The sequence below is a fragment of the Hyphomonas sp. genome (assembly GCF_022844445.1).
In the GTDB taxonomy this organism is placed as follows: Bacteria; Pseudomonadota; Alphaproteobacteria; order Caulobacterales; family Hyphomonadaceae; genus Hyphomonas.
The window spans coordinates 202,313-215,152 of record NZ_JALHLS010000001.1 but is presented as its reverse complement, the minus strand read 5'-3'; the positions used below and the strand labels follow the sequence as shown (position 1 = coordinate 215,152).

Annotated in this window: 14 protein-coding genes and 1 riboswitch; of the genes, 6 read left to right on the top strand and 8 right to left on the bottom strand. The window is 63.3% G+C overall.

All coding sequences use genetic code 11. From position 1 onward, the window contains the following. The first annotated feature begins 76 nt into the window (after nt 1-76). Nucleotides 77-379, top strand: a complete 303-nt coding sequence (locus Q0C17_RS01165) for a YkgJ family cysteine cluster protein (protein WP_291200034.1) — start codon at nt 77-79, stop codon at nt 377-379. A gap of 478 nt (nt 380-857) precedes the next feature. Here Q0C17_RS01165 and thiC read toward each other — a convergent pair whose 3' ends face one another. Both thiC and Q0C17_RS01155 read right to left on the bottom strand, forming a co-directional pair. Further along, entirely contained in the window at nt 858-2,759 is a 1,902-nt protein-coding gene (gene thiC / locus Q0C17_RS01160) for a phosphomethylpyrimidine synthase ThiC (protein ID WP_291200031.1), read from the bottom strand. Next, nucleotides 2,756-3,481, bottom strand: a complete 726-nt coding sequence (locus tag Q0C17_RS01155) for a hypothetical protein (protein WP_291200028.1) — start codon at nt 3,479-3,481, stop codon at nt 2,756-2,758. The genes thiC and Q0C17_RS01155 overlap by 4 nt, the downstream gene beginning before the upstream one ends. After that, a riboswitch (TPP riboswitch) is annotated at nt 3,477-3,575 on the bottom strand. Its footprint overlaps the gene before it by 5 nt. A gap of 104 nt (nt 3,576-3,679) precedes the next feature. Here Q0C17_RS01155 and Q0C17_RS01150 point away from each other — a divergent pair. Both Q0C17_RS01150 and Q0C17_RS01145 read left to right on the top strand, forming a co-directional pair. After that, nucleotides 3,680-4,027, top strand: a complete 348-nt coding sequence (locus Q0C17_RS01150; RefSeq protein WP_291200025.1) for a metalloregulator ArsR/SmtB family transcription factor — start codon at nt 3,680-3,682, stop codon at nt 4,025-4,027. Then, nucleotides 4,024-4,485 (top strand): SRPBCC domain-containing protein, encoded by a 462-nt coding sequence (locus tag Q0C17_RS01145; protein WP_291200022.1) that lies wholly within the window; start codon nt 4,024-4,026, stop codon nt 4,483-4,485. Before Q0C17_RS01150 ends, Q0C17_RS01145 begins: the two co-directional genes overlap by 4 nt. 63 nt (nt 4,486-4,548) lie before the next feature. Here the strand turns inward: Q0C17_RS01145 and Q0C17_RS01140 are convergent, their stop codons facing one another. The 5 genes from Q0C17_RS01140 to Q0C17_RS01120 all read right to left on the bottom strand — a co-directional run bounded on the left by Q0C17_RS01140 (nt 4,549) and on the right by Q0C17_RS01120 (nt 8,184). Then, nucleotides 4,549-5,703, bottom strand: a complete 1,155-nt coding sequence (locus tag Q0C17_RS01140; protein WP_291200016.1) for a hypothetical protein — start codon at nt 5,701-5,703, stop codon at nt 4,549-4,551. 85 nt (nt 5,704-5,788) lie between these two features. After that, nucleotides 5,789-6,649, bottom strand: a complete 861-nt coding sequence (locus Q0C17_RS01135; RefSeq protein ID WP_291200009.1) for a hypothetical protein — start codon at nt 6,647-6,649, stop codon at nt 5,789-5,791. Between the two features lie 87 nt (nt 6,650-6,736). Then, complete coding sequence (locus tag Q0C17_RS01130; protein ID WP_291200006.1) at nt 6,737-7,078, bottom strand: ArsC/Spx/MgsR family protein; 342 nt, start codon at nt 7,076-7,078, stop codon at nt 6,737-6,739. 108 nt (nt 7,079-7,186) lie between these two features. Beyond that, nucleotides 7,187-7,426, bottom strand: a complete 240-nt coding sequence (locus Q0C17_RS01125; protein WP_291200001.1) for a DUF2164 domain-containing protein — start codon at nt 7,424-7,426, stop codon at nt 7,187-7,189. Next, nucleotides 7,423-8,184: a phosphodiester glycosidase family protein gene (locus Q0C17_RS01120; protein WP_291199996.1), complete on the bottom strand. Its 762-nt coding sequence runs from the start codon at nt 8,182-8,184 to the stop codon at nt 7,423-7,425. Before Q0C17_RS01120 ends, Q0C17_RS01125 begins: the two co-directional genes overlap by 4 nt. A gap of 251 nt (nt 8,185-8,435) precedes the next feature. On the opposite strand from Q0C17_RS01120, the gene Q0C17_RS01115 reads away from it, so the two are divergent. The 3 genes from Q0C17_RS01115 to Q0C17_RS01105 all read left to right on the top strand — a co-directional run bounded on the left by Q0C17_RS01115 (nt 8,436) and on the right by Q0C17_RS01105 (nt 11,565). Next, nucleotides 8,436-10,865: an EAL domain-containing protein gene (locus Q0C17_RS01115; protein WP_291199991.1), complete on the top strand. Its 2,430-nt coding sequence runs from the start codon at nt 8,436-8,438 to the stop codon at nt 10,863-10,865. A 70-nt stretch (nt 10,866-10,935) separates the two neighbouring features. Then, nucleotides 10,936-11,115 carry a hypothetical protein gene (locus tag Q0C17_RS01110; RefSeq protein WP_291199985.1) on the top strand — a complete coding sequence of 60 codons (180 nt, stop codon included), beginning with the start codon at nt 10,936-10,938 and terminating at the stop codon, nt 11,113-11,115. A gap of 27 nt (nt 11,116-11,142) precedes the next feature. Continuing rightward, nucleotides 11,143-11,565, top strand: a complete 423-nt coding sequence (locus Q0C17_RS01105; RefSeq protein ID WP_291199982.1) for an NUDIX hydrolase — start codon at nt 11,143-11,145, stop codon at nt 11,563-11,565. A 29-nt stretch (nt 11,566-11,594) separates the two neighbouring features. On the opposite strand, the gene rlmN is transcribed toward Q0C17_RS01105, so the two are convergent. Continuing rightward, a complete protein-coding gene (gene rlmN / locus Q0C17_RS01100) occupies nt 11,595-12,761 on the bottom strand; it encodes a 23S rRNA (adenine(2503)-C(2))-methyltransferase RlmN (protein WP_291199978.1) in 1,167 nt (388 codons plus the stop codon). Nucleotides 12,762-12,840 lie beyond the last annotated feature (79 nt).

Genomic DNA, 12,840 nt, shown 5'->3' with positions numbered 1-12,840 from the left:
TCAACATCGGACGGGTCCTCTTGCCGGGGAAGGGCCGGCGCAGTACATCGCCGCCGGCAATAGGAGCCGATGCCAGATGTCCAACACGTTCGATTGCGTGACCTGCGGGGCGTGCTGCTTCAGCAAGAACCCGCGCTACCTCGTGTTGCTGCCCGAAGATGCCGGTCGGCGGCTACCAGCGGAAAGCCTCTTCGAACATGAAGGGCGCACCTATGTGGACTACAGTTGCGGTCATTGCGTGCACCTGCAGCTAGGGGAAGGCAAGGCGACCTGCGCCGTCTACGAGGAGCGCCCCGAAGCCTGCCGCGCATTCCGGGCGGGGAGCTTCGAATGCATGAAGGCGCGGCGCGCGAACGGGATACTGGGAGCGGGTTTGTAGGGTGCATTTGGCCGGAGGCCGTACTGCCCTTAAGCCTTACCGGCCTGGTCCTGACGGGCGCGCTAGCTCTTTTCCGCCATTGGAACGACTGAACACGCGTCTGAAGTGCGTTGACGTTTGTCGCCTGTCATTCCGACGACCCGGTAGGTCCGCCCTCAAGAAAATCTAATGCTGAAAAAACGTACCTACTCATCGGGCGGTCCAAAACAAATCGCCCGAGTTCAGAGGTCTGTCTCTCTTTTGTTTATCGAGCGCATCAAATCCCGTAAGCCAAGAGACTTCCGCCCTCCGAATAAACATGACCGTCATCCAGGCAGCCGGTTCCGCGGGACCGGCCGCTGAACGCGCTGTCGGCACTTTTGATCAACTCGTCGAAGGGCTGCTTGAGCCTGCGCAGCCTTGGGCCGGCGCTGGCTGGACGCTCCTCAAGAAGATCACCAGAGAGGCAAAGATCGAAGGTGGTCGGACACTCCTGATCCTAGTCTATTGCCTCTCGCTTCCGTCCGTCGGCGGACAGATAGATCTCGCCGCCCTTTTCCACAAACTCGGCACTCTTAGCTTTCATGCCGTCTTCGGCCTCGCGGCTTTGGCGTTCGAGGTCGGCGCGTTCGTTTTCGGATAGCCCGGCGGCGTAGTCGCGCACTTCCGCAGTGATCTTCATGCTGCAGAACTTCGGGCCGCACATGGAGCAGAAGTGGGCGGTCTTGTGGGCCTCTTTCGGCAGTGTCTGATCATGGAAGTCGCGCGCGGTTTCGGGGTCGAGGGCCAGATTGAACTGGTCTTCCCAGCGAAACTCGAAACGGGCGCGCGAGAGGGCGTCGTCGCGCAGTTGTGCGGCGGGGTGGCCTTTGGCGAGGTCGGCCGCGTGGGCGGCGATGCGGTAGGTGATGACGCCGACCTTAACGTCGTTGCGGTCAGGCAGGCCGAGGTGTTCTTTCGGCGTGACATAGCAGAGCATGGACGTGCCAAACCAGCCGATCATGGCGGCGCCGATGCCGGAGGTGATGTGGTCATAGCCGGGGGCGATGTCGGTGACGAGGGGCCCTAGCGTGTAGAAGGGGGCTTCGCCGCAGGCTTTCAACTGCTTGTCCATGTTGATCTTGATCTTGTGCATGGGCACGTGGCCGGGGCCTTCGATCATCACCTGGCAGCCCTTCGCGTGGGCTATTTTCGTCAGTTCACCGAGGGTTTCGAGTTCGGCGAACTGGGCGGCATCATTGGCGTCGGCAATGGCGCCGGGACGCAGGCCATCTCCGAGGGAGAAGGCGACGTCATATTTACGCATGATCTCGCAGACTTCGCCGAAATGTTCATACAGAAACGATTCCTTGTGATGCGCGAGCATCCATTTCGCCATGATGGAACCGCCCCGTGAGACGATGCCGCAGACGCGCTTTGCCGTGAGGTGGATATAGGCGAGGCGGACACCAGCATGGATAGTGAAATAGTCGACGCCCTGCTCTGCCTGCTCGATAAGCGTGTCGCGGAAGACTTCCCAGGTCAGGTCCTCGGCGACGCCGTTCACTTTCTCGAGTGCCTGGTAGATAGGCACGGTGCCGATCGGGACGGGGCTGTTGCGGATGATCCATTCGCGTGTGTTGTGGATGTTGCGGCCCGTAGAGAGGTCCATCACATTGTCGGCGCCCCAGCGGATTGCCCAGACCATTTTTTCGACCTCTTCCTCGATGGAGGAGGCGACGGCGGAATTGCCGATATTGGCGTTGATCTTGACAAGAAAGTTGCGGCCGATGATCTGCGGCTCAAGCTCGGCATGGTTGATGTTGGACGGGATGATGGCGCGGCCGCGGGCGATCTCTGAACGGACGAATTCCGGCGTGATGTGCTCGGGGATGTCGGCGCCGAAGGAATTTCCCTGCTCGATCTGCGCGCGGGCATTCTCGAGCGCTTTGCTGCGGCCGAGATTTTCTCGCTCGGCGACATAGATCATCTCCTTGGTGATGATACCGGCTTTGGCAAACTCGAACTGCGTGACCGGCTGGCCGGGCAAGCCGCGAAGGGGGCGGTGCTTGACGGGGAATTCGCGGGTGAGATGCTTGCCGGCGGCGAAGCCGTTGTCTTCCGGTTTCACGTCGCGGCCTTCGTATTCCTCCACGCCGCCGCGCTCGAGAATCCACTGGCGGCGGCTGCGGGGCAGGCCCGCCTCGACGTTGATGGCGACGGCAGCGTCCGAATAGGGGCCGGACGTGTCGTAGACGCGGACGGCGGGTTCGTTCGCAGACGGATGAAGATCGATCTCGCGGTGCGGCACGGCGAGCGTCGGGTCAGCCTCTGGCGCGGTGTAGACCTTGCGGCTCGCGGGCAGGGGGCCGGTCGTGACGGCGCGGGGGGCGAAGTCGCCGGGCTTGGTGGGCTTGTTCATGACGCGAGACCTTTAGCTTGTGCGGGCGTGAGTTCGATCCAGAGCGTGTCGGCTTGGGCGAGGAGGGCGCCGTCCGCATCATGCAGAGCGGTGCCGGCGAAGTGTTTGCGGCCGTCGCTCCAGACATGCCAGGCATGGACAATAACGGGCGCGTGGACGGGGACAGGCTGGTGAATCGCTGCGGACATTTCACCGAGCAGGTAGGTGGTGGCCGAGACGGGTAGCGAGAAGCCACCCGGGCAGTCGAGCGCAGCCCAGACGTATTCAGGGCGCACAAAACCATCCGGTCCGCAGATGTTTGGATGCGGTGTCCAGACCGAGGCAGCGTGGGTGTCGTCGAGGCGGCCGCAGTGGATGTGCAGGCCTTCGCCGGGGGCGCGGTTGCGGCCGCAGACGAAGCAGGTGGACGCGCCACCGGCGCCGAAGGATGTCGGCCGGGCGGCAGCGTCGCGGGCGGCGGCTAGTGTCGGCGGCGGGGGCGGTGTCAGGGTGACGGCGCCGCGTCGGGCGGTGAGGATACGGGTCTCACCGTGCAGCGCCTCGGTCACGTCACCTGCGCGGGAAAGCGTCAGCGGCGCGCCGAGCGGGATTGGCGCTAGCACGCGCACGACAAGGGGCGCTGCGCTGTAGCTTGCGAGGAGGCCTGCCGCATAGCCGCCATTGCCGGACGCGGGAGGCCCGTTGAAGGTCGCGTCAATTGTGATTTCGCCCGGCGGCTGCATCTGCTTTCTCCGTCCCTCGCGCCGGTATGAGCCGGATCAGGTTCAAAGGGTAACTCTCAGCCCGGCACCATGCCGGACACCCCTCGGATGAAACGTTTCTAGACGCGGTTGGCGAGGATGGGAAGAGGCGCCCGATCTAATTGTTAGTCGATGGCCTTAGTGTCTTGACGCCTGCGGCGTCGCGCAATAGTAAGGCGTATGGCTAACCATCGAACGCCCGATCCGGACCTGCTCGACCGCGGCTTCAATGCGCTCGCGGATGCAACCCGGCGCGACATCATCGCCCGCCTGTCGGACGGTGAGGCGAGCGTGACGGACCTGGCGGCGGGATACGACATGACGCTGCCGAGTTTGCTACAGCATGTGCGCGTACTCGAGGCGGCAGGACTGATCAGCACGGTCAAGACTGGGCGCGTACGCACCTGCCGGCTGGAGACGCAGCGCCTTGCTGAACTCGACCGGTGGATCACCCGTTATCACGCCGCCTGGCAGCGCCGGCTCGACCGGCTCGGTGAAATTCTCAATCGCAAGGGAGACACGCAATGACGCATCAGACAATGGCACACCGGACCGAAACACTGGAACGCACCTATGCGGCGAGCCCGGCGCGGGTGTTCCGGGCCTGGGAAGATCCGGAGGTGCGGCGCATCTGGGGATCGCCGTCGGACGATGTAGAGATCTTCAACGAAGCGGCGGACTTCCGCGTCGGCGGGGAGGATGTGCAGCTGTGCATGGTGGGCGGCGAGGCGGTGGCGCGGGTTGTGGGGCGCTATCTCGACATCGTGCCGGATGCGCGGATCGTCTATTCGGAATCGATCAGCGAGGGCAGCGTGCTGCTAGGCGTGAGCCTTGTGTCGGCGGAGTTCATCGCGGCGGGCGGCGGAACGCGGCTGGTGTTGACTTTGCAGACCGCGGCACTGGATGGCTCGGATCTGCTGGACGGCGTCGTGGCCGGATGGTCGAGCGCCTTGGCGCGTCTTGGCGGGAAAATGGTGGCGGCCTGATCCGGATACGGAGGGTCACAGGCCGCAGGCGGTCCGGATAACCGCAACTGAGGTGCGCGCGGCCTATTGCTCACAGTAGAGCGCGCCTGTGCCGAAATCGAGGACGTACTGTTCGTAGAACGACTGGATCTCGCTGAAAAATTCGTCCGGACACTGCATGTTGTTCATCGTCGCCCAGGTGTCGCGCACGTTCCCGCAGCCGCGCTTGAAAGGATCGACTGCGTAGTTGGTGCCATAACGGCCGGTGGCAGCCCAGTTGAGCGCCATGCGCTGGGCTTCGGCCATGTTGTCGCCCGCTCGCTCGAGTCCGGCTGAGGCGGCGGCGTCGCATCTTGCATAAAGCTCGCGCAGCTCGCCTTCCGCTTCTTCGCGGGCGCGGGCCTCTTCTTGTGAGGCGGCAGCGGCGCGGGCTTCGCTTGCAGCGTTTGAAAGGTACAGGGCGTAGCGCTCGGGCCCCATCAATTGCTCGCGCTGCGGGTTGATCTCGACGGCGGCGCCGTTGGCGCTGGCGATGCAGCGGTCGGCCATGGCAGTCAGACCATCCTTGCCGATCTGGTCGTTGTAGTAGTTTGCGCGGGCGTCGAACAGCTCGGTGCCTTGTGTCAGCGCGGCGTCCGTGGCGAGAAAGGCTCGCACGTAGCGCTCGCTCGCGTCGCCCGTCGCATAGCCCCAGGCCAGGGCGAGGGCGACGCGGCAGTCGATCCCGTCTTCTGTTGCGGGGCGTGGATCCGGGTAGGTTTCTGCGGATGTCCAGAGGCGCTTGGGGGCAGGCGGGGCGGTCTCGGACGGCGGCGGCGAGGGCGGCGCTGCAGACGGCGCAGGCTCTGGATGCGCCTCGGCATAGCGCGACAGCATCAAGGTAGTACCCTTCGACAGGTCGACCGATTTCTTGCCGCTAGCGGCGGAGAGGCAGAGTTTGGCAGGGCCGGCGAGTTCCTTCTCCGAGAAGAGGTCCAGGATTTCGGATGGGTTGGGATCGAAGGTCACGAGGCCCTTGCGGTTCGCCTCATCAGACCACCAGAGGGAGGCGTCATCGAACGTCTTCGCGCCCTTGGCGCCGCGCAGGTTGAGGAAGTGCGCGTAGGTGTATTCGCGGCAGGCGTTCATGTCGTCCAGCGTCCAGGCGGAGGGCGGCGTGTCGGCGCGGCTAGGGGTCAGAGCGGCGAAGGACAGGCAGGTGGCAGCTGCCAGTAGGGGCAGCAGGAGGCGGTCGCGCATGAAGTCTCCGGGGGGTGTGACGCACCCTTGACTTAGCGCGCGCTGCGCGGCGTCGGCAATCCGGATTGTTACAGGGAATCAGCGTTCAACGCTGGCGTTCAAAGAAGCCGAGGACCGCTTGCTCGATGCTGTAGCCGGGCGCGTTCGCTGGCCATTCGTGGCCGCCGGAAGGTGAGGTTACGGCAACGAGGGAGGAGCTGCCGGGGCAGGCGCGCTCGGTCATCTGCACGCCGCCATCGAAGCCGGAGGCGACCGGTGCGCCGCAGTTTTTGAGTCCGGCGAGCTTTGCCTCGGCCTTTACGAAGCCGACATGCGGCGCTGTGCGCCAGCGTTCGGCCTTGTCTTCGGGGTTGCCATCATAACTGAGCACTTCGTCATCGACGGCGTGGTACATGAAGATCGCTGTGCGGTCCGGCACGTCCGGCTGGTCGGCGAAGATGGCGCCGCTGATGGGCGCGATGCCGCGCGGCGTGGTCTTCATCTGGCCGGCGATCCGGTAGCTCAGCATGGCGCCGTTGGAATGGCCCATCAGGAAGATCCGGGTACGGTCGATATCGAGGCGGCGATCCGCCTCTTCGATCACCGCGTCGGCATAGGCGGCGTCGTTGATTTTCTTCTTTGCCGCATAGGCGCAGCAATGGACGGCGTTCCAGGTGCGCAGCTTCTCGCCGTCGCGGCGCGCCGAGCCGTTCATGTAGGCGACGGCATAGCCCGCTTCGTTGAGAGTGCGGGTCAGGACGCGGGACTTGTTCGCCATCCAGTCATCTCCTCCGCCGCCGCCATGGAAGACCAGAACGAGGGGGACAGGGCTGCGCGCCGTCGCAGGAGTGTAGAGGATGAACTCCCGCTCGGTCTTTCCGGCCATGACGGTCAGAGTTTCCGGATCAGCAGAGGCGGGCATGGCGGCGGCGAAGAGGGCGAAAGCAGCAGCAAGGAAGCAGCGCACGTTGGATCTCCGGGGGCAGTTTTCCGAGTTTGAACGTGCGCCAATCCGGAATCCGTTGCCCGGAGACCGAATAAGTTTGCTCTAAGTTCAGCCGATGCGGGCCTTTGAGGCGTCGGTCCAGCCGATGAGGACGTCGCCATCTACCTCGATGACCGGGCGTTTGATGAGCGTCGGGTTGCCGAGGAGGAGGCCTTCGAGGCTTGAGCCGGTGGCGCGGGCCTTGTTTTCTTCGGTTAGAGCGCGCCAGGTAGTGGAGCTGCGGTTCACCAGCTTGTCACCGACGGCTTTCAGCCATTCGGGCACCTTGCGGGCGAGGTCTGCCTCGGCACGGATGTCGACAAATTCGGCCTTGTGGCCTGTGGCCTTGATCTCGCCGAGGGCTTTCTTGCAGGTGTCGCAATTCTTCAGGCCGAAAAGCTTGATGGTCATCGGCTTTGTCTCCTTTGATCGCGGCGGGTCAGTGAGCGGCAGGTATGGCGGCGGGGCGAGATGCGCAAGCCGCTGACAAGTGCGGTAAGCTCTGCTGAAGGGCGGGGCTCAGGCGGGGTCTTCCACAAAGACTTCGCCGGAAAGATCATCGAGGCGGCCCTGCAGGTGTGCGCGCACGTCCTCAACCGCCTGGTTATAGACGCCCGGGCCGATCAGGGTGGTCATCCGGTCGACCAGTTCGCCGGCCCGGAAGGCGCTGAGGCTTTCGTCGAAATCGCGGGCATACATGGTCTGGACCTGCTCAATCAGGCGCTGGCGGCGGTCCGGCGACAGTTTCAGCTGCTTCACGATCGGCCCGCCTCGCGCACCACGCCGACGATGGGCCCCATGTCGAGGCCGGATTCGTTGCGCTCCAGCGCCGGGGCGTAGACCTTAGAGACGGCGCCATCGAGATACAGGGCGTTGGGCACGTTCAGTTCGTCGCGGAAGAGGCGGGCAAAGACGTGGAAGTTGACCGGCGAGTCCGAGATAACGAACACGACGCGGCGGCCATCGGCGCTGACGCCGACGCCGTTGCGGCGGCGCAGGCTGGTGCCGTCAGGGTTGAGCACGGGGTGCAGCTCGCCGTCGACGACCAGCATCGGGCCGGACTGGGTGGCAAAGCGTGGCGGGTCGTCTGCAAAGCGCTCAGCGTAGGCAAGGGTTTCTGTGACGCCGGCAGCGCCCTCATCGAGCCAGAAGACGCCGTTAGGCAGCATGCCGAAATTGCCGGGCCCGGCATTTTTCACCAGGCCCATCTCGGACTTTTCTTCTTCGACATAGAGGCCGACCGGGCGGCGGTCCTCATGGTACATGCCGGCGTTCATCGCGAAGATCAGGCTGCCGCCTTGAGATGCAACGTGATTCGCTAGCCGATCGAACTGGCCGAAGGGGGCCCCTGCCTCGTCGCGCAGGAAGAGGCGGATGTCGTCTGTCTCGGCGTCGAAACTGCAGACGAGATAGGGCGTTGATTCGAAGGTGACCGTGTCACAGGGCCCCTCGGTCTTGCCGGTGCAGGCTGCAAGGGCGAGGCCGCAAAGGGCTAGGAGGGCGGCGCGCAACAACATGGCTGCGACAGGTTAGTCATGCGGGGCGGAAGCCGCAACCTCGGCGCCTGCACGAGGTTGTAAAGGCCTGGGGAAAGCGAGACCCGATTCGGGACCGGCCGGCCACACATGTGGCAGCGCTCTGCGACAGTGTGTGACGGGCCGGGTACCGGTTTGTGTTGAATTTCACAGACCGGTTTAAACGGATGTTCTGCACAATTTGATACCGGTGACACCGAAGATGCCCGCATTTGGCAGGGAAGTCCGAAGGGATGAAGAACGGGGCGATGATGGAAAACTGGTTCACCTTGGCGAGACGAGATCTCGGCCCGGCGACCATGAGTTCCGAACACGCCGCCTACATCCGGGGCCAGCAGCTCCACACGTTCCGACAGCTTCTGCCTTTCGGCCTGACCGCGAGCGCGCTGAACGCCCTCGTGCTGATCGCTTACCTTTCCTACCATGCGCCGTCGCCGGCCCTTCTGTTCTGGGGCACGCTAATGTCGTGCCTCGCGCTGCTCGGTGCGCGCTCCGTCCTCCGCGTCATGCGGCACCAGACGCCGCCCCGGCCGCGGACGCAGCAAGAGCTTTACCGCCCGATCGCAGAGTCGGCCGCTCTAGGGCTCGCCTGGTCGATCTGTCCGGTTCTGTTCCTGCCTGCGACACAAGGTTTTGATCTCGCCATCGTGCTGTGGGTCTGCGCTGGAATGATGACGGGCGCAGCCTATGTGCTGTCGACCCTTCCCGCGGCAGCGATCCCATTTGTCTCCGCGTTGTCGTTTGGTATGGCGCTTGGCCTCTTGCGTTCCGGCACAGGTACGGAGCAGCTGGCCCTTCTGGCATTGCTTGGTATCCTGACGATTGTCATGATACGGACGACCTCCTGGAACTATACCAACCATGTGCGCTCCTGGCTGCAGGCGGCCAAGCTGACGGACCAAACCGTGCAGTTGGAGAAGAAACAAGCCGTGATCAGCCTGCTGCTCAACGAATTCGAGGAGGCAGCGTCCGACTGTCTCTGGGAAACCAATGCAGACCACCGGCTGATGCGACCTTCCAAGCATCTGGCCGAACGGTCGGGTTTCACGGTTGAGCAGCTCGACAACCAACCGCTGATCGATTTCTTCGATGCAACCGATCCGGAAGCGGCGGCAGACCTTGCGCGCCTGCGCGAAGCGCTGGGAAACTATCAGCCGGTTCACAATGTGAGCCTTGCGACGCGCCGCGGGTCCACTCGTCAGTGGTGGCGCATTTCGGCCAAACCAGTGTTTGACGAGATGGGCCGTTTCGACGGCTTCCGGGGCGTGGCCGCCGATGTGACCGAGAAGCGCAGGGCCGACCAACAGATTGCCCATCTGGCTCATTTCGATTCCCTGACGGGTGTGCCCAAGCAGGAAAAGCTCCGCGAAGCGCTTCAGGCCGCTGCCAGTTCCTTCGGTACCACGGTGCACCCCTTCGCGGTTCATTGCCTCGACCTTGACCGCTTCAAAACCATCAATGACGTCCACGGACATGCGGCAGGAGACGCGGTGCTGAAGTCCGTGGCGGGGCGTATCCAGTCCGTGCTGGGGCCGCAGGACATTGTCGCGCGTTTCGGCGGCGACGAGTTCGTGATTCTGCAGCAGGGTATTTCCGGCCCAGGCGAGGCGATGGCGCTTGCGTTGACGATCCAGGACCTGATGTCGGTGGCGGTGGATACTGATACCGCGCTTGTCCAGTCGACGGTCAGCATCGGTATTGCCATGTTCCCGGATCATTCTGTGGATGCCACAGACCTGATGCGTTTTGCCGACCTGGCCCTCATGGCGGCGAAGGAGGGCGGGCGGGATACCGCCCGCCTTTTCGAGCCTGGAATGAACGAGATGGTTCACCTCCGCATGCGGATGGAATCGGACTTGCGCAGCGCGCTGGCCAACAACGAGTTCGAGCTCAACTATCAGCCGATCGTGGACGCTCAGACGGGCCAGATCAGCGGCTATGAGACGCTGATCCGCTGGATGCACCCGAAGCGCGGCAATGTCTGTCCGGCCGAGTTCGTGCCGATCCTCGAGCAGACCGGCCTGATCTGGCAGGTCGGCAACTGGATCATTCGCGAAGCGCTGCGCGAGGCGGCGACGTGGGATCCTTCCCTCAAGGTTTCGATCAACCTGTCGCCGATGCAGGTGAAGAACCGATCGCTGCTGACGATCGTGACGCATACGATGGCGCAGACAGGCATTGACCCGCGGCGCGTCGATTTCGAGATTACCGAAACTGCACTGTTCGATGCGACCGAAGACAGCCTCAGCGTGATGCATGCGCTGCGCGATCTTGGCTCGTCGATCTCGCTCGATGATTTCGGCACCGGCTATTCGTCGCTGAGCTATCTGCGCACGTTCCCGTTCAACAAGATCAAGATCGACAAGTCCTTCGTCGACCAGATGGAGACGAGCGAGGAATGCGCCGCAATCATCCAGGCCGTGCTCGGGCTGGCGCGGCGCCTCGGGATGCGCACGACGGCTGAAGGCGTCGAAACGGCCGAGCAGGCGCGCCGGTTGATCGACGAAGGCTGTACCGAGTTGCAGGGATATCATTTCGGGCGGCCGGGTCTTCCAGCCGATCTCGAGAAGGCCGGTTTGCTGAAGCGGGCACCGGCATCGTCAGGGGTGGCAGTGCGCGCGCTGCCGCGCCTAGTTGCAGCCTCGCTCGCCAACGCTTCCTGACAGGCAGGGAAATTGTGGTCTAGTGTAAGTTCGAGGTGCGCCGTTCTGGCGTGCGTACGGGAGCAAGCGCATGGCCGAAAAATTTGAACGCCACCGTCAGGCATGGACGACCGACGAGGTGCAGAAGCTGCACCTTCTGGCGGCCAAGGGCATGAGCCTCAAAGCCATCGGCAAGGCGCTGACCCGCAGTGAGGAGTCGGTGCAGGCGCGTGCAAAGATCGACAAGCTGAAGATTTCGAAGATGCGGTAGGGCGCGGCACAAGGGAGTAGTTTCGGGATGTGGAATGGCGGACCGTTCAGCGGAACGAAGATCGCGCTGGTCTGTGAAACTGCGCTGATCGCCTACCTTCGTGATCAAAAGGAGGGAATTCCGTTTCCAGGCATGTGGGATCTGCCCGGGGGCGGGCGTGAGGGCGAAGAAAGTCCGGTCGACTGTGTGATCCGCGAAGTGGAAGAGGAATTCGGTCTGAGAATCGCTCCCGAGCGCATTGAAAGACTGACGCGCTATGAGAGCCCGTCATCTTCTGGGCTTGATACTTACTTCTGCATTGCGAGTGTGGAGATCGAAGAAATCGAACGTGTACAATTTGGCGAAGAGGGGCAGCGCTGGTCGCTCATGTCGATCACAGAATTCATCCAGCACGAAGCGGCCGTTCCGCATCTTCAGATGCGACTTGCAGAATTACTCGCCGAAAATTGACGGCTGCATTGCTCGCGGGAGACGCTGTCTCAGGCGCCTTGATCCGCCGCGCCTTCCAGCGCCTCACGCCGCTTCTCGGCGGCGGATTTCTTGACGCTTTCCGAGCGCAGCTGGCCGCAGGCGGCCAGGATGTCGCGGCCGCGCGGGGTGCGGATCGGCGAGGCATAGCCGGCGCGGTTCAGCACTTCAGCGAATTCCTCGATCGTCTCCCAGTCGGAGCACTCGTAGGGGCTGCCCGGCCAGGGGTTGAACGGGATCAGGTTGATTTTCGCCGGCACACCCTTCAGCAGACGGATGAGATCGCGTGCCTCGGCGAGCGAGTCGTTGACGCCCTTCAGCATGACATATTCGAAGGTGACGCGCTTCGAGTTTCCGAGGTCGGGATAGGCGCGGATCGCCTCGAAAAGGGTCTGCAGGTCGTACTTCTTGTTGATTGGCACCAGTTGGTCGCGCAGGTCATCATTCGTGGCGTGCAGCGAGATGGCGAGGGCGGCATTGGTGCGTGCGCCAAGCTCGGGGATCTTCGGGGCTACGCCGGCAGTGGACACCGTGATGCGGCGGCGGCCGATGGAGATGCCGTCGCCGTCGGCGATGGTGTCGATAGCTTCAACGACGTTGTCCAGATTGTAGAGCGGCTCGCCCATGCCCATGAAGACGATGTTCGTCAGCAGGCGGTCTTCCGTCGACGTCGGCCACTCGGAAAGTGCGTCGCGCGCGATCAGCACCTGCTGGACGATTTCGGCCGCCGTCAGGTTGCGAACGAGGGCCTGCGTGCCGGTATGGCAGAAAGTGCAATTGAGGGTGCAGCCGACCTGGCTAGAGACGCAGAGTGCGCCGGCCTTGCCGACATCGGGGATGTAGACGCTTTCGCCTTCGACGCCGGGGGCGAAGCGGGTGAGCCATTTCTGGGTGCCGTCCTTCGAGACCTGATGGTCGGCGATTTCCGGACGGTCCAGCACGTACTTGTCAGCCAGAACCGCGCGAAGTTCCTTCGCGATATCCGACATAACCGAAAATTCACGTGCGCCGAAATGGTGAACCCACCGGCGCAATTGCTTGGCCCGCATACCTGCCTGCTTGGGGTCAAGCCCGAGGCTTTCCATTTCGGCCTTGAGGGCCGGAATTGACAGGCCGGCCAGCGTTCTGGGGCCGGGTAGGGGCGCGGGGCGCCTGGAAAGATCGAGGGTTCTGGACATCGGCGGGCCTATAGCATGGGGGCTCCGTTAAGGAAAACCGCTCCGTACATGGACGGAATGTAAGGGTGCAAATGGTTGA